The sequence below is a fragment of the Maribacter aquivivus genome, assembly GCF_900142175.1.
In the GTDB taxonomy this organism is placed as follows: domain Bacteria; phylum Bacteroidota; class Bacteroidia; order Flavobacteriales; family Flavobacteriaceae; genus Maribacter; species Maribacter aquivivus.
The window spans coordinates 294,549-314,767 of the sequence record NZ_FQZX01000001.1 but is presented as its reverse complement, the minus strand read 5'-3'; the positions used below and the strand labels follow the sequence as shown (position 1 = coordinate 314,767).

16 protein-coding genes and 1 tRNA gene are annotated in these 20,219 nt (G+C 34.4%); 10 read left to right on the top strand and 7 right to left on the bottom strand.

The window, feature by feature from the left end; genetic code table 11:
• Positions 1–9: 9 nt before the first annotated feature.
• From BUC31_RS01335 to BUC31_RS01325, 3 genes are read right to left on the bottom strand one after another with little or no spacing between them, the layout of a single operon-like run.
• Positions 10–825 (bottom strand): purine-nucleoside phosphorylase, encoded by an 816-nt coding sequence (locus BUC31_RS01335; RefSeq protein WP_073240571.1) that lies wholly within the window; start codon positions 823–825, stop codon positions 10–12.
• On the bottom strand, positions 822–1,493 hold the full coding sequence (locus tag BUC31_RS01330) for a TIGR04282 family arsenosugar biosynthesis glycosyltransferase (protein WP_244534033.1): 672 nt from the start codon (positions 1,491–1,493) through the stop codon (positions 822–824). The genes BUC31_RS01335 and BUC31_RS01330 overlap by 4 nt, the downstream gene beginning before the upstream one ends.
• Positions 1,494–1,522: 29 nt before the next feature.
• Positions 1,523–2,029 carry a rhodanese-like domain-containing protein gene (locus tag BUC31_RS01325; RefSeq protein ID WP_073240570.1) on the bottom strand — a complete coding sequence of 169 codons (507 nt, stop codon included), beginning with the start codon at positions 2,027–2,029 and terminating at the stop codon, positions 1,523–1,525.
• Between the two features lie 55 nt (positions 2,030–2,084).
• On the opposite strand from BUC31_RS01325, the gene BUC31_RS01320 reads away from it, so the two are divergent.
• Positions 2,085–3,668 carry a glycoside hydrolase family 32 protein gene (locus BUC31_RS01320; RefSeq protein ID WP_084134922.1) on the top strand — a complete coding sequence of 528 codons (1,584 nt, stop codon included), beginning with the start codon at positions 2,085–2,087 and terminating at the stop codon, positions 3,666–3,668.
• A 363-nt stretch (positions 3,669–4,031) separates the two neighbouring features.
• Here the strand turns inward: BUC31_RS01320 and BUC31_RS01315 are convergent.
• Positions 4,032–4,104 (bottom strand) — tRNA-Phe (locus BUC31_RS01315).
• 100 nt (positions 4,105–4,204) lie between these two features.
• Between BUC31_RS01315 and BUC31_RS01310 the strand changes: the two genes are divergently transcribed.
• The 7 genes from BUC31_RS01310 (at position 4,205) to BUC31_RS01280 (ending at position 11,964) form a co-directional block, all read left to right on the top strand.
• Complete coding sequence (locus BUC31_RS01310; RefSeq protein WP_073240568.1) at positions 4,205–4,933, top strand: type III pantothenate kinase; 729 nt, start codon at positions 4,205–4,207, stop codon at positions 4,931–4,933.
• Positions 4,934–6,223 (top strand): BamG family beta-barrel-assembly machinery protein, encoded by a 1,290-nt coding sequence (locus BUC31_RS01305; protein WP_073240567.1) that lies wholly within the window; start codon positions 4,934–4,936, stop codon positions 6,221–6,223.
• A gap of 37 nt (positions 6,224–6,260) precedes the next feature.
• Complete coding sequence (locus tag BUC31_RS01300; RefSeq protein ID WP_073240566.1) at positions 6,261–7,634, top strand: tetratricopeptide repeat protein; 1,374 nt, start codon at positions 6,261–6,263, stop codon at positions 7,632–7,634.
• Between the two features lie 5 nt (positions 7,635–7,639).
• Complete coding sequence (gene lptC / locus BUC31_RS01295; protein WP_073240565.1) at positions 7,640–8,251, top strand: LPS export ABC transporter periplasmic protein LptC; 612 nt, start codon at positions 7,640–7,642, stop codon at positions 8,249–8,251.
• Positions 8,244–8,450 carry a hypothetical protein gene (locus BUC31_RS01290; protein WP_073240564.1) on the top strand — a complete coding sequence of 69 codons (207 nt, stop codon included), beginning with the start codon at positions 8,244–8,246 and terminating at the stop codon, positions 8,448–8,450. Before lptC ends, BUC31_RS01290 begins: the two co-directional genes overlap by 8 nt.
• Positions 8,451–8,509: 59 nt before the next feature.
• Positions 8,510–9,736, top strand: coding sequence for a hemolysin family protein (locus BUC31_RS01285; protein WP_396627745.1), 1,227 nt, complete (start codon positions 8,510–8,512; stop codon positions 9,734–9,736).
• A gap of 110 nt (positions 9,737–9,846) precedes the next feature.
• Positions 9,847–11,964, top strand: a complete 2,118-nt coding sequence (locus tag BUC31_RS01280) for a peptidylprolyl isomerase (RefSeq protein ID WP_073240562.1) — start codon at positions 9,847–9,849, stop codon at positions 11,962–11,964.
• 56 nt (positions 11,965–12,020) lie between these two features.
• Here the strand turns inward: BUC31_RS01280 and BUC31_RS01275 are convergent, their stop codons facing one another.
• Both BUC31_RS01275 and BUC31_RS01270 read right to left on the bottom strand, forming a co-directional pair.
• Positions 12,021–12,929, bottom strand: coding sequence for a GYDIA family GHMP kinase (locus BUC31_RS01275; protein WP_073240561.1), 909 nt, complete (start codon positions 12,927–12,929; stop codon positions 12,021–12,023).
• 7 nt (positions 12,930–12,936) lie between these two features.
• The gene (locus BUC31_RS01270; RefSeq protein WP_073240560.1) at positions 12,937–14,253 is read right to left on the bottom strand and encodes a hydroxymethylglutaryl-CoA reductase, degradative; all 1,317 of its coding nucleotides are present in this window, start codon (positions 14,251–14,253) and stop codon (positions 12,937–12,939) included.
• A 211-nt stretch (positions 14,254–14,464) separates the two neighbouring features.
• On the opposite strand from BUC31_RS01270, the gene BUC31_RS01265 reads away from it, so the two are divergent.
• Both BUC31_RS01265 and BUC31_RS01260 read left to right on the top strand, forming a co-directional pair.
• Complete coding sequence (locus BUC31_RS01265; RefSeq protein WP_073240559.1) at positions 14,465–16,630, top strand: S9 family peptidase; 2,166 nt, start codon at positions 14,465–14,467, stop codon at positions 16,628–16,630.
• A 36-nt stretch (positions 16,631–16,666) separates the two neighbouring features.
• Positions 16,667–18,199, top strand: coding sequence for a peptide MFS transporter (locus BUC31_RS01260; protein WP_073240558.1), 1,533 nt, complete (start codon positions 16,667–16,669; stop codon positions 18,197–18,199).
• Positions 18,200–18,205: 6 nt separating this feature from the next.
• Here the strand turns inward: BUC31_RS01260 and BUC31_RS01255 are convergent, their stop codons facing one another.
• Positions 18,206–20,218, bottom strand: coding sequence for a ComEC/Rec2 family competence protein (locus BUC31_RS01255; protein ID WP_073240557.1), 2,013 nt, complete (start codon positions 20,216–20,218; stop codon positions 18,206–18,208).
• Position 20,219 lies beyond the last annotated feature (1 nt).

Here is a 20,219-nt window from a genome sequence, read left to right as displayed (position 1 = left end):
TGAGAATCCTTACAATTGCTTGATTAATTCTTGAAATAATTTCACCATTTTAGGCTCCGTTTTTTCAGCAATAGCGATGATTTCACTGATGTCAACAGGCTTTAAATTGTCTGGGTCACATTCATCTGTTAAAACAGAAACGGCAACAATAGGTAATGACAAATGATTGGCAACAATAACCTCTGGTACGGTACTCATACCAACAGCATCTGCACCAATTAATTTAATCATTCTGTATTCTGCCTTAGTTTCTAATTGTGGTCCAACAACAGAGGCATAAACGCCAGTTTTCAGGGAGATATTATGCTCTTTAGCAATGGTCATTAATTTGTTGCGCATATCTAAATCATAAGGTTCTGACATGTCTGCAAAACGCTCGCCAAAATCACTAACACCTTTAAAAGCTAATGGGGAACCACCTTGTAGGTTAATGTGATCTTCTATCAGCATCATATCGCCCTTTTTATAATCAAGGTTTACTGCACCGGCAGCATTAGAAATGAATAATTTAGAAATACCCAACATATGCATTACGCGAATAGGGTAAGTAATATCTAAAAAGTCGTACCCTTCGTACAGGTGAAAACGACCTTGCATTACCACTACTTTCTTACCGGAAATAGTGCCATATACCAATTTACCTGTATGAAATTCTACGGTTGCCAATGGAAAAAATGGAATGTGATTGTAATGAGCTTCAATAGGGTCTTCAACACTATCAACCAGTTTTCCTAATCCTGTGCCTAGAACTATGCCAATTTCTGGTTTGTCAAAACCTTTATTTTTAAGGTATGCTACAGATTCTAAAAGTTCATCTTTCATCATAATTTTATATGTTTTAAAAAGGGTTTAAAGGCATCAATATCCTTTATGTCCTCGTAATAATCTACATCGTTTTTTGTTTCTAGGAGGGCAGTAGTTTTATTTTCAAGATCAGCTAATGTATCTTTTAAAACGGTTTCTGTACCCCATGCTTTGTTTTTGAAAAGTGCAGGCATAAACTGCTTCATGCCAAGTAAATAATAACCGCCGTCTTCAGCAGGACCAACTACAAAATCATTTTTTTCTAAAGATTTAAAAGCATTTTCTAAATCTTCTTGAGAAAGGTCTAACATATCACTACCAATGATAATGATTTTTTGATATTCGTTTTGAAATCCCTCTTGAAAAGCATTTGCCATACGAACACCTAAATCTTCGCCCACTTGTATTTTTTTACCAAATTTTTGATTGTCCCAAATATCATTTTCCCAAATTTCTTCGGAATAATACACTTCTTTTTCGGCATATAAATTTTTGGTGATCGCTACGGTATGGTCCAATAAAAATTTATAAATATCAAATGCAGCTTGGTCGCCAACAGTAGCTGCTAAGCGTCTTTTTCCTTTACCTATTTCAGGGTTTCTGGTGAAAATAAGTAAAAGATTATTTGAGTTTGCGAGGGTGAAATCTATAACCTTTTCGTCTCGCTCTGCTTTGTTGTTCTGTAGTATTGCCAATGTAATTTTTTAATTTTTCCTAACTAGTAAACTTTAACTCCTTCATGCAATAGCTTTCCCCAGTGTTTGTTAAAAGCATGAACACTATCGGTTACTACTTCTTTGTCGTTAAAAACGGCTCCTCCTTTATTCTTCCAATCAAAAATACCACCATGCAGGTTTAGAATTTTAGTATATCCTAGTTTTTTTAATTTTTCACCTATATTTTCTGATCTAACCCCAATAGAACAATAAACAATAATTGGTTGTGATTTTTCAGGTATAGTTTGAAGTACTTTTTCTTCATCAAAATTTTTATAACCAACCCACACCGCATTTTTTAGGTGGCTAATATCAAATTCTTCTTTTTCTCTGGTGTCTAAAAATAGAATGGAATCGGCTTCCGGTATATTGTTGAAATAGGCGTAGGGTATGGAGCCTTTGTTCCAAGTATTCAAAACTTTTGATATATCATCTTGTCCTAAACCTATTTTGGAAATAGAAAGTAAGATGAGTAAGCAGAATGTTAATTTATAATTGATTAAATTCATGGTCACAAAGGTACTATAATTAAGATATAAGGAGTATCGGTATAAAAGTGAATTTATGGTTAAAACTATACGAAATAGAGGTTTGATGGTAGTTGTACTACTAAGTGTTCTGTGCAATTTTAGTTGTAAGGAAGAAGTAAAAAAGGAGGTCGTTACAGACGAAATAGAAGTTACGGGGCACTATGTGGAACCGTATAGATCTCAGTTTCATTTTACACCAGAAGAGAATTGGATGAACGATCCTAATGGACTCGTTTATAATGACGGAGTATATCATTTGTTTTACCAATATTACCCTGATAGTACGGTTTGGGGTCCTATGCATTGGGGGCATGCCGTTAGTGAAGATATGATGAAATGGAAGCATAAGCCTATTGCATTATTCCCTGATGAAAACGGATTAATTTTTTCTGGGAGTGCGGTTATGGATCATTATAATACTTCTGGCTTTGGCACAGAAGATAACCCGGCAATGGTAGCAATTTTCACCTATCATGATATGGAAGGCGAGCAGGCAGGGAAAAAGGATTTTCAAACTCAAGGAATTGCCTATAGTTTAGATAATGGCGATAGCTGGACCAAGTATGAGGGTAATCCAGTAATAGGTAATACGGGAATCAAAGACTTTAGAGATCCTAAAGTATTTTGGAATGAAATTGAAGAAAACTGGACCATGCTTTTAGTGGCGGGAGATCATTTACAAATATGGAATTCTCCTGATTTAAAAGACTGGAAAAAAGTAAGTGAATTTGGCAAGGATAAAGGTGCTCATGGCGGAGTATGGGAATGTCCAGATTTGTTTCCATTGAAAATTGAAGGTACAGAGGAAGTAAAATGGGTACTTCTAGTTAGTATTAATCCTGGTGCTCCAAATGGAGGAAGCGGTACGCAATATTTTATTGGTGATTTTGATGGAACAACATTTACAACAGATCAAAAAGAAAATAAGTGGGTAGATTTAGGTAGGGACAATTATGCTGGTGTAACTTACAATGACGCACCTAACGATGAACGTATTTTTATAGGTTGGATGAGTAATTGGGATTATGCACGTGACACACCAACGGAAAAATGGCGTAGCGCTATGACAGTTCCAAGAGAGTTGACTTTGCGTAAGGTTGGTGACGAAGTATCTTTATTTAATTATCCGGTAATAGGTTTTGAAAAGCATGTTGCCTTGGCATACCCAGAAAGCATAATAAAGATTCTACCTACTAGAAAAAGAATTATTCCACTTAAATATAGTAATCAAAGCAAAACGAAATTTACGTTGTCAGTTCCAAATGCTCAGATTTATTTTAGGAATAAAAATGGAGATAGCCTTAGTGTTGATATTGATAGGGATAAAAAGTTGGTTACGCTAGATCGAAGAAAATCGGGCAATGTTGATTTTAGTGATAAATTTTCGCCGGGAGTTCAGCAAATGAAAATTCCGAATTTGCCAGATGATCCAATTGAAATTGTATTGCTTCTAGATCATTCTTCGTTAGAACTTTTCATCAATGGAGGTCAGTATGTAATGACCAATCAAATCTTTCCCACTGAGTTTTTCAGGGCGATAACCATTGTAAATAATTCAGAAGAAGAGTTAGTTATTGAAGACTTTACAGAACATAAAGTAGAGCGTGTCTGGGATTAGTTCCAGAAGTGTTGCCGCATAGGTCAAAACTTCTTCGTCTGTACTTCTACTTGCTATGTTCCATTTTCATATAATTTGCAAGATAGTTTTTAGTATCTCTATGCTGCGGTTGGGCTAATTGTGTTAGCTCAATCGTTGGCTATGATGATGTGCTCATATTTTTTTTAGAATAAATAGCAGTATAATTCTAAAACCTGTTTTATTTCAAGGAAATCTTAAAATTTCTAATTTATTCTTTTTGTCGATTTAAAGGTGAAAAGCACAACCTCATTCTATGATTTGTATACTAACCTATATATTTTTGTATTAGGAAGGAAGGGTGTTAAAACAAAAAAATCCTTACCGTTAAGTAAGGATTTATTGTGGTGCCTCCAGGAATCGAACCAGGGACACATGGATTTTCAGTCCATTGCTCTACCAACTGAGCTAAGGCACCATGTCGCTATAAGCGGCTGCAAATATAATTTCAATTTTATGATTTACAAACTAAATCGTGAAAAAAGAAAAATGTTTTTTTAATTTTTAATCTTTGTAACATGAATTTAATAATTGATGCGGGTAATACAAACGTTAAGTTGGCAATCTTTAAAAAGTCGGAAATAATTCATTTAGAGACTGTTGTTGTCGATTTGTTTGTTGAAGCGGTAAAAAAAATCTTCAAAGAATTTCCAAATATAAAATCTTCAATAGTTTCTAGTGTAGGGTCACTTTCTAAGGATCAAATGAAGGTTGTTGCCGTATTTTGTGATTTACATGAGTTAACTAACGCCTCAAAAGTGCCATTTAAGAACTCATATGCCTCACCTCAGACCTTGGGTGTTGATCGTTTGGCTTTGGCAACTGCAGCGTATTATTTTAATCCGCATCAGAATAATTTGGTCATTGACGCAGGTACCTGTGTTACTTATGATATGCTAAATGATTTTGATGAATATTTGGGCGGTGCAATTTCTCCAGGAGTTCAAATGCGTTATAATGCCATGCATCAGCAAACGGCAAAGTTACCTTTACTGGAAAAAAAAGAACTGTTAGACTATATTGGTAATACAACAGAAAACTGTCTTCATAGTGGTGTAGTGAACGGTATAACTCTTGAAATAGACGGTGTCATTGATCTCTACAAAGCCAGATTTGAAAATTTAACAGTTATTTTAACTGGTGGAGACACACTATTTTTGTCTAAACGATTAAAAAATACCATATTTGCGGATTCCAAATTTCTCCTGAAAGGGCTTAATTATTTGCTGGAATACAACAAGCACTAAATGATCAGAAAAATTGTAATTGCAATTGTATACATAACCACCGTGGGTATGTACGCTCAAGATGGCACCGTTTCTCCCTATTCTTTCTTTGGAATTGGCGATTTAAAAAACGAAAGCACGGTTGAAAATCAAATGATGGGTGGTATTGGCGTCTATGCCGATAGTATTCATATAAATTTGAAAAATCCTGCAGCTTATGGTAAGCTTGGTTTAGAGGTAATGGATAGAGAAGGTCTGGTGACCTATACAGTAGGTGTCTCTAATAAACAGTACACACTTAAAAGTTTTACCGAAGAACAACAAAGCTCTATTACTAATGTGGATTATTTGGCACTTGGTTTTAGTGTAGGTAATGGTCTAGGTATGGGGTTTGGTATTATGCCATACTCTTCAGTAGGGTATAATTTGGTTGAAGAACGTACAAATGCAAGTGGCTCAGATTTAGTTAATGTATATAATGGAGAAGGCGGTTTAACCCGTGCTTTTTATTCTATAGGATATGAAGTTGTAAAAGACTTAAGTATTGGAGCTACGGTAAATTTCAACTTCGGTACTTTGGATAGCGAAAGATTGCAACAGGTAGAAGATATTCAATTTGGGACTTTTGATAGAAGAAGTTCTAGAATTAATGGGTTTGACTTTAACTACGCATTAAATTATACCCCTATTATAAAAGGAAGGCAACGACTACATTCTTCTATTCGAGTAAATACCCAAGGTAATTTAGTATCTAAGAATGATAGACAAATAGGTTCTTTCTCAGTTGCTAATGGTGGAACAATTGAAGAGGTGGAAGTTAATTTGGCCGCTCAAAATTTAAGTAATACCGAGTTGAAGATACCTACGACAACTACAATAGGTTTAGGTTATGGAGAAGATTATAAATGGTTTGTAGGTGCTGAATATAGTTTTCAAGAGATGAGTTCTTTTGAAAATTCTTTCTTAGGTGCCGATAGTATAGCATATGAAGATGCAAGTTCATTTGCATTGGGTGCTTTTATTACGCCAGATCATAATTCGTTTTCAAGTTACTTAAAACGAATTACTTACCGTGCAGGTTTGCGTTTAGATAAGACTGGTATGTTGGTGAATGATGTTGATATAAATAACTTTGGCATAACTTTTGGATTAGGCTTACCACTGGGTAGAAGTTTCTCTAATCTTAACTTAGGTTTTGAAATTGGCAAAAGAGGAACGACTAGAGCTAATTTAATAGAAGAGAGCTATTTTAAGTTTAATGTAGGTCTTTCATTGAACGATCGCTGGTTCCAGAAAAGAAAAATCAATTAATAAAAAATTAGTACATTAACCATTTAAAAAGAGAAATATGAAATCGAAACTTTACTTCACGGCAATAATGTTCCTAGGGATGATGGGAGTAAGTAATGCACAGGCACAGAACCCTGAATGTATGACTAACTTATCTATATTTTCTGAGCATTCGAAAGTTAAAAATTATGATGCGGCTTATGAGCCATGGAAAATGGTTTATGAAACTTGTCCACAATTAAATAATGCTATCTATGTATATGGTGAACGTATACTGAAAGATAAGATGAAAAACGCGACAGGTGCTGACAAAGAGAAATTTGCGAATGATCTTATGGGTCTTTATGATAATAAGATGAAGTATTTTGCATCTAAAACTAGCGTAGCTGAAACTGAAGTTGACAAAGCATTAGTGATGTACGATAATAAAATGGCAGATGATGCTAAAATGTACAGCATGTTGAGCGATGCATTTACAAAAGATCAAGAAAATTTTAAAAGCCCTAAAGCATTATATATCTATTTCTCGAGTTTGGTAGATGAGCATAAGGCTGGTAGAAAAGATTTGCAAGAAGTATTTGATGTGTACGATGCTGTTACTGAAAAAATTGAGGTTGAAAACGAACAACTTACTGGTAAAATTGCTAAGCTTTTGCCTAAAGAAGAAGCTGGTACATTAACTTCTAAAGAAAAATCTCGTTTAAAATCTTATAATTCTTATTCTGAAGTTTACGGTAAAATCGCAGGAAGTATAGATTCTAAATTAGGCCCTTTAGCTGATTGTAGCAACTTAATTCCACTTTACGAAAAGAGTTTTGAAGAGAAGCAGAATGATGTTGTTTGGGTAAAAAGAGCTGTTGGTCTTATGTTCAACAAAGAATGTACAGATGATCCAATGTTCCAGAAATTATTTGAAGCTCAGTTAAGATTAGATCCATCTGCCGATGCTTATGTATACGGTGGTACTTTGAAAATGAAGAATGGAGATACTAAAGGAGCTCTTGCAGATTTCGATAAAGCATTGTCTTTAGAAACGAATAATGAGAAAAAATCTAAAATTGCTTACAAAGTAGCTGTAATTAATAAAAGAAAAGGTAGCAAGTCAACAGCACGTAGCTACGCACAGAAAGCGATTGATGCAAATGCATCTAATGGTCGTGCATATTTATTAATAGCTAATTTATATGCTACAAGTGCAAACGGTTGTGGTACATCTGCTTTCGAAAAAAGAGCAATGTATTGGAAGGCGGCAGATATGGCAAGAAAAGCAGGTAGAGTAGATCCATCATTAAGTGGTTCTTCAAGTCAAGCTGCAAACAGTTATAGTGCAAAAGCGCCATCTAAAGAAATGATCTTTAGCTCAGGTATGGCTGGTAAAACTGTTACTTTCAACTGTTGGGTTGGTGGTAGCGTAAAAGTACCTTCTTTATAGAAAAAATGATACAGATTAATAATTTTAAAAGCATTGCCGTGGTATGTACCATGGCAATGCTTTTTTTATCTTGTAAAGATGATTACAAGAGAGTTGGTGAAGAAGCGGCAAAGGAAGTTTTCCCTAGAAGTGTGGCAGAGAACTTTGTGGCTACCTATACCGAGTCTCCTGAAAAATTAGGGTCTGAAGATGAAGGTTCTTCTAAAGTTATGGCGGTACTATCGGGACCTATAAGAAACGATTTTGAGCAGTTATCTTTTCCGTATCAAACTTTTCCAAAAGGCTTGTTGGTAGAGATTTTTAATGATAAAAATGAAAAAACAACCATAGAAGCAGACTACGGGGTGTTGTACTCTAAGACTTCTATCGTAGATTTGCGTGGTAATGTGCTTATAAAAAGTGATGATGGCAAGAAATTGTCAACATCTCAATTATATTATGATCGCGGTAATGAATGGGCATTTACGCAAGAGAAATTTACGTTTACCAATCCTGATGATGGAACGGTGATGGATGGTGAGGGAATGGATATTCAGAAAGACCTTAAATTTCTAAATGCACACAAAACCTATGGTCTTATGTTGATTAAAGAAGATAAAGAACAAGAGAATGATTAATATATTAAGGTATACAGAGTACTTATATGTAATAGTAGCTGGTTTTTCAATTTATAGAATTTTTACAGATTGGAATACGGATAGAAGTATGGCTTATTTTTTCATATTTTTTGCCATAGTATCTATAAGTATGTTCTTGTTTAGAAGAAACTATAGAAAAAAATTCGAACAACGTAAACGGGATAATCAAAACAAATAGTGGGTACAGCCGGTATTATCATTATACTTTCCTTGATTTTTTCAGCATTTTTCTCAGGAATGGAAATTGCCTTTATTTCTGCGAACAAAATCCATATTGAAATAGAGAAAAAGCAAGATGGCTTTTTGGCTAGGGTATTAACTAGATTAACCAAAAAACCATCTAAGTTTATTGCAACCATGCTTATTGGCAACAATATAGCGCTGGTTATTTATGGTCTTTTCATGGGCGATGTACTTATGAATTGGTTTACGGGTATTGTTCCAGATAATGCTCTTTTAAAGTTGTTGATAACAGATTTTAGTCTGTTGACCCAAACACTGATTTCTACCTTCGTTATTTTAATAACAGCAGAGTTTTTGCCAAAGGTGCTTTTTCAGATTTATGCAAATAACCTGTTGAAGTTATTGGCAATCCCAGCATTTTTATTTTACATATTATTCTCGTTCATATCAGATTTCATTATTTGGATTTCTGATTTGATATTGAAATATGTGTTTGGAACATCGGGTGATGAAGTGCAACTAGCCTTTAGTAAGCTAGAGTTAGGTGATTATATTACCGAACAGATGGAAACTATAGAAGAAGAAGATGAGGTAGATACCGAAATACAAATATTTCAAAATGCATTAGAATTTGCGGCTGTAAAAGCGCGCGAGGTTATGGTTCCAAGAACGGAAATTGTAGCTGTAGAAATGTATGAGAGTCCAAAAAACTTGGCTAAAATATTTACAGAAACAGGCTACTCCAAAATATTGGTATTCAATGATACCGTAGATAATGTAATTGGTTATGTGCATTCTTATGAGTTATTTAAGAAGCCAAAGACTATTAAAAGCATTTTATTGCCTGTAGAGTTTGTACCAGAAACAATGCTAATTCAAGATATTTTAAACGTTTTGATCAAAAAACGCAAGAGTATAGCAGTAGTTTTAGATGAATATGGTGGTACATCTGGTCTTGTGACCGTGGAGGATATTGTAGAAGAGCTTTTTGGGGAAATAGAAGATGAGCATGATACTACTGACTTAAGAGAAGAAGTAGTTGATGAACGTCACTTTCTTTTTTCTGCAAGGTTAGAAGTTGATGATATCAATGAAAACCACAAATTAAATCTTCCGGTATCAGATGAATATGAGACCTTAGGGGGTCTTTTGGTGCATACACTAGGGGAAATTCCAGATAAAGAAGTAGAGCTTACCATAGCGTCTTATAAGTTTACTGTGCTAGAAGTTTCTAACACCAAAATCGATTTGATTTCTATAGAAGTTTTGGAAGAGGAATAACAGTGCATCAATCAATAAATTAGGAGGCTTTTTAGTTTTTATTATTTCAATTAAAAATGGTAGTTTTGCCTCCCAATAACCACAAACGATTATTTTAAACGTTAATTAGAATGGCAGTATTAGAAAATATTAGGAAACGTACAACAGTGTTGATCTTGATAATAGGTTTAGCACTTTTTGCATTTGTTATTTCTGGGGTTTTTACCAGTAGCAATTTTGGAGGAGAAAAAGTAGGCTCATCAGTAGCTGAAATTAATGGAGAAGATATTTCTATTGATGAATTCAGAAGAGAAGTTGAAGTTGCTTCAAATAGAGTTGGTCCAACAGCATCATCTATGCAGGTTGTAAACCAAGTTTGGGAGAACAAAGTAAGAAAGACGATCTTAGGTGAGCAATTTGAAGATTTAGGTATTGGTATTGAGCAAGATCAAATTGTTGATTTTCTTAGAACTACCGGTTATGCTCAGAATCCTCAGTTTCAAGATCAGAACGGTCAGTTTGATGCAAACATGTTTAGACAAACTGTAGCAGATTGGAAAGTAAACAACCCTGCACAATACGAAGCTTGGTTGCAAACAGAAGATGAAATTATTGAATTGGCAAAAGAGCAGACTTACTTTAATATGGTAAGAGCTGGTGTAGGTGCTACTTTGAAAGAAGGTGAGTTAGATTATAAATTGGCTAACGAAAAAATGGACATTAAGTACGTAAGAGTACCTTACACTTCAATTGCAGATAGTACTATTTCTATAACTAAAAGTGAAATTGCTGATTACGTTAGTAAACATAAAGAGGAATATAAGCAAGATCCTGCTAGAGATTTACAATATGTATATTTTCAAGAAAAACCATCTGAAGCGGATCAAACTGCTATTAAAGATGAGATTACTAAACTTTTAGATGATACAGTTGAGTACAATTCTCAAACCGATCGTAACGATACTATTAGAGGTTTTAGGAATACAAAAGATGTTACTGCATTTTTAGATAGATTTTCAGATACTAAGTTTGATACTATCTTTAAAGCGAAGAAGAATTTACCTTCTAGTGTTGCTGATACGTTAATTAGTTTAAATGTTGGTCAGATCTACGGTCCTTATAAAGATGGAGATTCGTACAAGATTTCTAAAATGATCGCTAGAAAACCAAATGGTTCTGTAAAAGCTAGTCATATTCTATTGGCTTACACAGGTGCAACTAGAGCTAACCCTACTGTAACAAGAACTAAAGAAGAGGCTGAAGCTAAAGCAAAAGAATTATTAAGAGAGGCTAAGAAATCTGGAGTAGTATTTTCAGAATTGGCAAGAGATAACTCTGACGGACCTTCTGCACCAAACGGTGGAGATTTAGGATACTTCCAAAAAGGAGTTATGGTTCCTAAATTCAATGACTTTGCATTTAACAATAATGAAGGGTCAATTGGTTTGGTTGAAACTGATTTCGGTTTTCACGTTATCAAAATAGATGACAAAGAAGATGTAGTTCAAGTTGCTACCATCTCAAGAGAAATCGTTGCATCAGAAGAAACAATTAATACATTGTTTACAAGTGCTACCAAATTTGAAATGGAAACTACAGATGATGAAAGTGCATTTTCAACGTTGGCTAAGAAAGATGAATATGTAGTTCGTCCAGTAAATAAGATTAAGGCATTAGATGAAAATCTTCCTGGCTTAACAAATCAAAGAAACATTGTTCAGTGGGCTTTTAACGGTGATACTAAAGTTGGCGATGTAAAGAGATTCAACATTAATAACGGTTATGCAGTTGTTCAGTTGACAGGTAGTTATGCTGAAGGAGTAATGAGTGCCGAAGATGCTTCTGTGCTTGTTTTGCCAATCATTAGAAAAGAACGTAAGGCAGCGAAAATCATCGCAGCTAACAAGGGTAAAGATATGAGTGCTATTGCATCTGATAACGGTGTAAGTATTTCTAATGCTTCTGCTCTTACCGTAAAATCTCCGACAATTCCTGGTGCAGGTAGCGAACCTGTAGTAGTAGGTACTGCTTACGGAATGTCTGCTGGTGCAACTTCAGGGTTGATTCAAGGAAACACCGGTGTTTTCAAAATTGAAATCGTGAAGAAAACAGAAGCTCCTAAATTAGATAACTATAGTGTATATGCTAATACTCTAAAAACAGGAGCAGCTAGCCGCGTGAACACTGCAGTTTACAATGCGTTAAAGGACGGTTCTGAAATAGAAGATAAAAGAGCTACTTTCTACTAGTAGTCATTTTAAGATTTATATATAAAAAAAGAGCATCCAATTTGGATGCTCTTTTTTTATAGTATCATTTTTGAATAGGGGACTACGGTGTTGTATCCTTTTTTCTTGAAGTATTGCATGTCATCTTCAGTGCCTGTTGCTAGCACAAAATCTCCGCCCCATGCACCTAAGCTTTTAATAGTTCTGGAGTAATCAGAAAAAAGAGTGTTTTTAATAGTAGGTGTTTGAAGTGCTTCTGATAAAATAGCTTCGTGTTGGTCTAGTAGGACTTCAAAATCCTTTAAATCAGTACAAGATAATATCTTATCTGTAATACTATCGATTTTGGTAATAAGTGCCTCTTTATTAATGTCTAAACTACGGTAGCTATTAATGGCGTCTCTACTATTTTTTTTCTGGTTTAGGTAAACAAAAAATAAATCATCTTTAAAATCAGGATTAAAAAACACCTTGTTTATTTTGGGCTCAAAACCATTTCTTTGGTAGGTAATTGCTGTGTTATGTGTTGCACATGCAATATCATAACCACTACCGCCAAATGTAGCTTCTAACAATTGGTATGGATTTACGGCTGCCCATGTTGCCATATTTGCTATTAGCGTAGAAGATGTGCCTAATCCCCAATCTTTAGGAAAGGTAATTTTAGCTTCAATTACACTGTATGCTGAAATACGTGATAAGAACTCAGAATTAAACTTTTGCGTTTCAGTTAATATTTGTTGTAATCTATCTGAGACGGCTTCATCAGTTGTATTAATAGTTTTAAAACCTAATTTAGAAAATTCAGCATAAAACCAAGTGTCGTCATTCTCGTCAACACTAAACCAGTGAATGGTTTCAGAATTTTTATTTCTAAGTTTTAATGATTGTCCAAAAGATGTAGGTAATGCTAGACCTTTTGCACCATCAAGAATGGCGTATTCGCCTGTGAGCAATAATTTTCCATTACTATAAAATTCTTTCATAGATACCTTACTTTCTTAAGTTACTCAGCTGAATTTCTACACCGTGGTGCGTAACGGGTTTGGTTTTAAAATACTCAACTAACGTAGCCTTTTCTTTTTCATTTGCACCTAATTGATTTAATATGTTCATCAGGTGCATTTTCATATGTCCTTTTTGAATTCCGGTGGTTACCAAAGAACTTACTGCGGCAAAGTTCTGTGCTAGACCCGCGACCGCTACAATTTGCATTAGTTCTTCAGCAGATGGTCGTTGAAGTATCTCCATATTCAGTTTCACTAACGGATGTAGGTTTGTTAGTCCGCCAACGGTACCTAATGCCAAGGGTAATTCTATCCAGAATTTAAAAATTCCGTTTTCAATATTGGCATGTGTTAAACTACTGTATTGACCATTTCTACAGGCATATGCATGTACACCAGCTTCAACAGCTCTAAAGTCATTTCCTGTAGCTAATACAACGGCATCAATACCGTTCATGATTCCTTTATTATGTGTAACCGCCCTATAGGGTTCTACTTTAGCGATGTTAATGGCCTGTATTATTTTTTCTGCGGTATATTGTGGCGTTAATTCTGCTGCTAGTTTTAAATCTTCAACTGGGCAGCTAACTTCTGCACGAACGGTACAATTGGGTACATAGTTAGAAAGTATGCTCATTACAACTTCTACATCTTTCTCTAAGGCTGAGAATTCATTATAATTTGCGGCTTCTTTTTTTAAGGTAGCTGCAAATTGCTCTAAGCAGCTATTTATGAAATTAGCGCCCATAGCATCTTTCGTTTGAAAAGTAGCATGTAGCTGAAAGTAATGATCTAATTCGCTGATTTTATCTCTTAGAACGATATCAGAAATACCACCACCTCTTTTTTTCATACTGGTTGTCAAAGAAGCACTTTCGGCAAGTAAAATAGGTTTCAAGTACGTAAAAAAGGAGTTCAGCTTTGTTGCTTCGCCTTTAAAAATAAAATGTACCTGACCTACTTTTTCGGTGCCTATGATTTCAGCTTTAAATCCGCCTTTGTTCAACCAAAATTTTGCAGCCTTACTAGCGGCTGCAATAACTGAACTTTCTTCGATAGCCATTGGTATGGCATAAAGTGTCTGGTTAATTAAAAAATTAGGGGCTATGCCTAATGGCATATAAAGATTGGTCAGAGTATTTTCAATAAACTCATCATGCAACTGCTGAATACTAGAATTTTCATTCCAGTAGGTTTGTAATATTTTCTTTGATTGCGTTGCATTTTGGGTGTAATTTGTGGTGACCCAATCTATTTTTTCTTCTTTCGTAAGCTTGGAGAAACCGCTTATTGGCTTGGTCATTTAGGTATAACTTTCAACTAATATTCGATGTTGTGTAAACGTCTAGATTTAGAAAAATACTACACATTTCTATGGTTGTAAAGATAAGCATATTGACTATAATCTAGTTTCTAAGGGCAAAGCGTTAAAACCGCTTTCTTTTTCACTGTAAAGCGTGTTTTTTTGAGGAAATAGTGGTAAACTTGAGAGATTTAACAAAATTCAATTATTTATGCGAAAAACACACTTATTTGCGTTGATTTTACTTTCATTCACTGCAATTACTTGGGCACAGGAAAAACAGATTGAAGTTGCTGAAATATATCAAGGCGCTTTTAGAACAGAAGGGATGGATGCCCTTAGATCTATGAAGAATGGCACCCAGTATACAGTTCTTAATTCGAATAGGTTCAGCCAAATTACTACGGTTGATAAATACGATTACAAAACATTAGAAAAAGTAGGTACAGTAGTTTCTTCTGCAGATTTAGCAGATATTCCTTCGTTTTCATCTTATGATTTTAGTTCAGATGAAAAAAAGATTTTATTATCTACAGAAGTAGAGCCTATTTTTAGACACTCTACTTTAGGCATTTTTTATGTGTACGATATAGCTACAAAAAAGTTAGTGAAAATTAGTGCAGACAAAATACAAGAACCGTTATTATCTCCAAATGGTAGTCAGGTTGCCTATGTAAAGAGTAATAATATTTACATTTTTAACATGGTGTCAGGAGAAACCAGACAGATTACTACTGACGGAGTAACCAATAAAATCATCAATGGTGTTACCGACTGGGTTTATGAAGAGGAGTTTGCTTTTGTTCGTGCTTTTGAATGGAATGCCGATGGTTCTAAAATTGCATTTCTTCGTTTTGATGAAACCAATGTTCCAGAGTTTTCTATGGATGTTTATGGTACGGGATTATACCAACAACCACATGTATTTAAATATCCAAAAGCTGGTGAGAACAATTCTATAGTTACGTTGCATCTTTTAGATGTTGCAAGTGGAGCAATTTCTGCAGTAAACACCAATAATGCGTATTACATTCCGCGTATTAAATGGATGAATAATAAAAATATGTTGAGTGTTCAAACCTTGAACAGGCATCAAGATCATTTAACCATGTATGCGGTAAATGCAAAAAAAGGTGAAGTAACTGTTTTGTTAGAAGAAAAAGATGATGCGTATGTAGACATTACCGATAACCTAACATTTTTAGAAGATGATAGCTTTATTTGGACTAGCGAAAAAGATGGCTGGAACCATATTTACCTTTATGGGGAAGATGGTAGTTTAATGAATCAGATTACAAAAGGCGATTGGGAAGTAACCAAATACTACGGTTACGACCAAAATGAAGATAAAATTTACTATCAATCAACTGAAAATGGTTCTATAAACCGTGGGGTCTATAATATTAGTAGCGGTGGTGATGATAAAAAAGGTTTAGCTGTAATCAAAGGAACAAACAACGCTTCTTTTAGTACTGATTTTACATATTTCATTAATACATTTTCTAGTGCAGAAATGCCTCAGGTATATACTTTACACCAAGCTATTAATGGTAAGAAGATTAAAGATATAAAAGACAATAGTCAATTGTTGAAGAGATTAGAAGGGTATGCTGTGAGTCCGAAAGAGTTCTCTACAATTTCTATTAATGGCAATGATCTTAATATGTACATGATCAAACCTAAAGATTTTGATCCTTCAAAAAAGTATCCTTTGTTTATGTATCAGTATAGTGGTCCTGGTTCGCAAAATGTCAGTAATAGTTGGATGGGCGCTAATGATTACTGGCACCAAATGTTAGTAGCGGAAGGGTATATTGTAGCATGTGTAGATGGTCGTGGAACCGGATTCAAAGGAAGAGATTTCAAAAAAGTTACTCAAAAAGAATTAGGCAAATATGAGGTAGAAGATCAAATTGCTGCAGCTAAAAAATTAAGTGAATTACCGTATATAGATGAAGAAAGAACCGGTATATGGGGTTGGAGCTATGGTGGCTTTATGTCAACTAATTGTATTTTAAAAGGTAACGATACTTTTGAAATGGCAATTGCCGTTGCGCCTGTTACATCATGGGCTTTTTATGATACTATTTATACGGAACGCTACATGCAAACGCCGCAAGAAAACCCAAGTGGTTATGATGACAACTCTCCATTTAATTATCCGCAGTTGTTAGAAGGTGATTATTTGTTAATACATGGTACAGGAGATGATAATGTACACGTGCAAAACTCCATGCGAATGATCGAAGCTTTAATACAGGCAGATAAGCAATTTGATTGGGGAATTTATCCTGATAAAAATCATGGAATTTATGGTGGAAACACAAGAATTCACCTTTTCAATAAGATGACCAATTTTATAAAAGAAAAACTTTAATCAAAACTAAGCACTCAAAAATTTTAAATTAATTATATGGAAAATACGATTAAACCAGTCGAAGAGCAGCAATTGTTTGGGCATCCAAAAGGTTTATTTTATTTGTTTTTTGCTGAATTGTGGGAGCGATTTAGTTTCTACGGTATGCGTGCACTGCTAACGCTTTACATGGTTAATGTTGTTTTTGAGGCATTAGCTACTAGGGATTTTGCAGCGGCAGCGGTTTATGCCTCTTATGGTTCATTGGTTTACGCATCTACAGTAATTGGAGGGCGCATATCTGATAAAATATTAGGCATGCGTAAATCTATTTTTTTGGGGGGTATTTTAATGGCATTCGGACATTTTGTATTAGCTGTAGAAAACAATTATGCATTCTTTCTAGCCCTAGCTTTAATAGTTGTTGGGAATGGTTTTTTTAAACCGAATATTTCCACTTTTGTCGGTTCTCTTTATAAAGATGGTGATATTCGAAAAGATTCGGGTTTTGTTATCTTTTATATGGGTATTAATATTGGAGGTTTTGCTGCACCATTACTTTGTGGTTGGTTAGGTAAAACTTATGGATGGCATTATGGTTTTGGTCTTGCAGGTATTGGTATGTTATTAGGATTAATCGCTTTTTGGAGTGGTATTAATAAAAATGTATTTGGAGATAAAGGTTTGCCTCCAACTGAAACTATTTTAGATAAACCAATATTAGGTGTAAAACAGGGTTTAATGATACCGATTTTAGCGGTATTGTCAGTTCCTGTGATTGCTTATTTACTTTCTGCTTACAAATCATTAGGGGAAAAAGGTAGCTTTTTAGAGGGCAATAACATTGTAAATATTATCTTCTATTTAATTGCGATAGCAATTGGTGCATTTCTATTGAAAATATTAATAGAGGCAACTGCAGAAGAGCGTAAAAAATTAATAGTAGCTATTTTATTTACATTTTTTATTACAATTTTCTGGGGTTTTCATGAACTTTCAGGAAGTATTATCACTTTGTTTGCTGCACGTAATGTTAATTTGACTTTTATAGATGCATCACAAACAAATGCATTAAATTCAATGTATATCATCATATTATCTATTCCTATATCAATGTTGTTTACCTATTTAAAGAAGAAAAATCTAGATCCTAGAACACCATATAAGTTTGGTTTAGGATTGGCATTTGCAGGTATAAGTTTCTTGATTCTTTCAATGAGTAGTGGTAGTGCTGACTCGAATGGTATGGTACCTTTTTCTTATTTGTTAATTATGTACTTCTTAATCTCCGTAGGTGAATTATTAATGTCGCCAGTAGGATTATCAAAAATCACCGATTTATCACCTAAGCGAATCGTTGCATTTATGATGGGTATATGGTTTTTAGCATCAGCATTTGCTTTTCAGATTGTAGGTTTCATTGGTAAACAATTAGCAATTGAAAGCACTGATAAAAATGTTGGAGGTTTCGAAACTTTAGGTATCTATACAGATGGATTTGGTCTTGTTGCAAAATACGCGCTAGGTGCAGCATTAATAGTACTAGTTGCATCTCCATTGATTAAAAAAATGATGGGTAAAGTGCATTAATTTATACTACTCAAAATAATAAGCTCCCTTTTCACCAGTATAGTGAAAAGGGATTTTATTTTTTATACAGGTCGCTTCCCAGCGTTCAACATAGCTTTTGTAGTTACTGCCATCTACTATTATCACTTTTGGACTGATGCTGTCTAGCAATCTATCTAGGTTGATTTTTGGTGATTGTGTTAGTAGAATTTTATGGGATGCCGACTTCGGATAAATTCCGGTACTATCAATGATCAAGAGTAATTCATCTTCAAAAGCATAGCTATTTTTTAAAGAATAATATCGAACAGAATCTATACGTTCAGCAGTTACATAATCAGAAATTAGATAATCAGGTTTATTATCAAGATCTGTTAAGATGGATAAATCATCTCCGCTTTTGTTAAAAATGAGACTCTTTCTCGTTTGATGTAACACCAATACTTGCGACTTGTTGTGAGTTTCATATTCCTGATAGATTGTCCAACCTTGAAAACATAGAATACTTAATAAGAAGAAAACTATTCGTTTGTAGTTGAGTTTTGTACAAAGTTCTACGCCCATTACCAGAACCAAAACACTTAACAATAGTTGAATAAAATCAAAAGAGATAGCACTGAAAATAAAACTTTCTTGTTTTGCCACCCAAGCTATTAAGCTATTCATTAAACCAATGATTTCATTATAAAACCATACTAATTTAGTGGGGAGCCAGTTTAATAGTGATAATGCAATCACTAAAATTCCCATACCAAGAATCACTCCCAAAGCAGGTACAATCACTAAATTCGAAATAAAGAACAGTCCAGGAAACTGATGAAAATAGAATAAACTAATTGGTAGAACTCCTAATTGTGCGGCTATACTAACACATAGCAATTGCCAAAAGTAGCGTACCACTTTATTCTTCGGAAACCATAATTGTTTAAGCAAGGGAAAAATCCAAAGTATAGCAAAAACAGCTGCATAGCTCATTTGAAATCCGACTTGAAACAATAAATTCGGATTGATAAATAGTAGAATAAATAGTATGGAAAGCGCAAGTATATTGAAGGTGTTGCTGGGTCTGTTTAAATATAATGCATATGCCACAAAGGTGAACATCGTAGTAGCACGAATAATACTAGCAGACAACCCGGCAATAAAAGCAAAACCCCATAAAAAGAGAACTGATAGAATTAAAATAAAGGTTCGCCCATTAGGTATGTTTTTCATCGGACTCAATAGAAATTGAATAACCAAGAGTAAAATACCAATGTGTAAACCAGATACTGCTAAAATATGCACAGCACCAGCTTTCTGGTAGTTGGTATACGTTTCTTCTGAAATATCTGAACGCTGCCCAAGCAATAGTGCCTGTATGACTCCTAATTCATCTGCTCCAAAATTTTCTTTATCAAGTTTTTTAATAATATGATTTCGAGCTCTTGCTGCGATGCCGAGAAGGGTAGTTTGCGAACTTTTAATTTTCACAAGCTTATCATGTTCTATTCGTATACTATGATATACACCTAGATTCTCCAGATATTTTTTATAATTAAATTGATGAGGGTTTAGTGGAGAAGAAATAGGTTTGACTTTGGCGTAAGTAACAAATTCATCATCGATAGCTAAGTTTAAATTCACTGCATCTTTTGGTATGGTGAGAAGAATAGTGCCACTTACATGTTCATTACCAATACTTTTTACCAAGGCTAAATAGCGGGTCGAAAACTGATTAGGTTTTAGAACTTCTTTGATTTTTAACGTCCACAGTTCGTTACTGGTATTTTGGTGATTGCTGTAGTGACTGCTATAATATTTAGGTTGTGCAGCAGTGTAACTAAAAATGCCTAATGATACGAATGTTAGCGCGGCAATGGTTCCAAATAAAATCGATTTTGTATTCTTTTCAAAAAAGAAAATAAAAGCTAATAGTAGAAAAAGAAAAGTTGTGAAAAGAAGAGTATATAATAAGTTAAAGGAAAAAAAGTAACCTATTAAAATTCCAAGGATGAGTAAAAGCGTTAATCTGATAGGAATAAACGCTAAGAGTTTCATG

Excerpts from the sequence above, each read along its gene's own strand:
- BUC31_RS01335 (WP_073240571.1), bottom strand. The coding sequence starts at position 825 with ATGATGAAAGATGAACTTTTAGAATCTGTAGCATACCTTAAAAATAAA.
- BUC31_RS01325 (WP_073240570.1), bottom strand. The coding sequence starts at position 2,029 with ATGAATTTAATCAATTATAAATTAACATTCTGCTTACTCATCTTACTT.
- BUC31_RS01320 (WP_084134922.1), top strand. The coding sequence starts at position 2,085 with ATGGTTAAAACTATACGAAATAGAGGTTTGATGGTAGTTGTACTACTA.
- BUC31_RS01310 (WP_073240568.1), top strand. The coding sequence starts at position 4,205 with ATGAATTTAATAATTGATGCGGGTAATACAAACGTTAAGTTGGCAATC.
- BUC31_RS01305 (WP_073240567.1), top strand. The coding sequence starts at position 4,934 with ATGATCAGAAAAATTGTAATTGCAATTGTATACATAACCACCGTGGGT.
- BUC31_RS01300 (WP_073240566.1), top strand. The coding sequence starts at position 6,261 with ATGAAATCGAAACTTTACTTCACGGCAATAATGTTCCTAGGGATGATG.
- lptC (WP_073240565.1), top strand. The coding sequence starts at position 7,640 with ATGATACAGATTAATAATTTTAAAAGCATTGCCGTGGTATGTACCATG.
- BUC31_RS01290 (WP_073240564.1), top strand. The coding sequence starts at position 8,244 with ATGATTAATATATTAAGGTATACAGAGTACTTATATGTAATAGTAGCT.
- BUC31_RS01285 (WP_396627745.1), top strand. The coding sequence starts at position 8,510 with ATGGAAATTGCCTTTATTTCTGCGAACAAAATCCATATTGAAATAGAG.
- BUC31_RS01280 (WP_073240562.1), top strand. The coding sequence starts at position 9,847 with ATGGCAGTATTAGAAAATATTAGGAAACGTACAACAGTGTTGATCTTG.
- BUC31_RS01275 (WP_073240561.1), bottom strand. The coding sequence starts at position 12,929 with ATGAAAGAATTTTATAGTAATGGAAAATTATTGCTCACAGGCGAATAC.
- BUC31_RS01270 (WP_073240560.1), bottom strand. The coding sequence starts at position 14,253 with ATGACCAAGCCAATAAGCGGTTTCTCCAAGCTTACGAAAGAAGAAAAA.
- BUC31_RS01265 (WP_073240559.1), top strand. The coding sequence starts at position 14,465 with ATGCGAAAAACACACTTATTTGCGTTGATTTTACTTTCATTCACTGCA.
- BUC31_RS01260 (WP_073240558.1), top strand. The coding sequence starts at position 16,667 with ATGGAAAATACGATTAAACCAGTCGAAGAGCAGCAATTGTTTGGGCAT.
- BUC31_RS01255 (WP_073240557.1), bottom strand. The coding sequence starts at position 20,218 with ATGAAACTCTTAGCGTTTATTCCTATCAGATTAACGCTTTTACTCATC.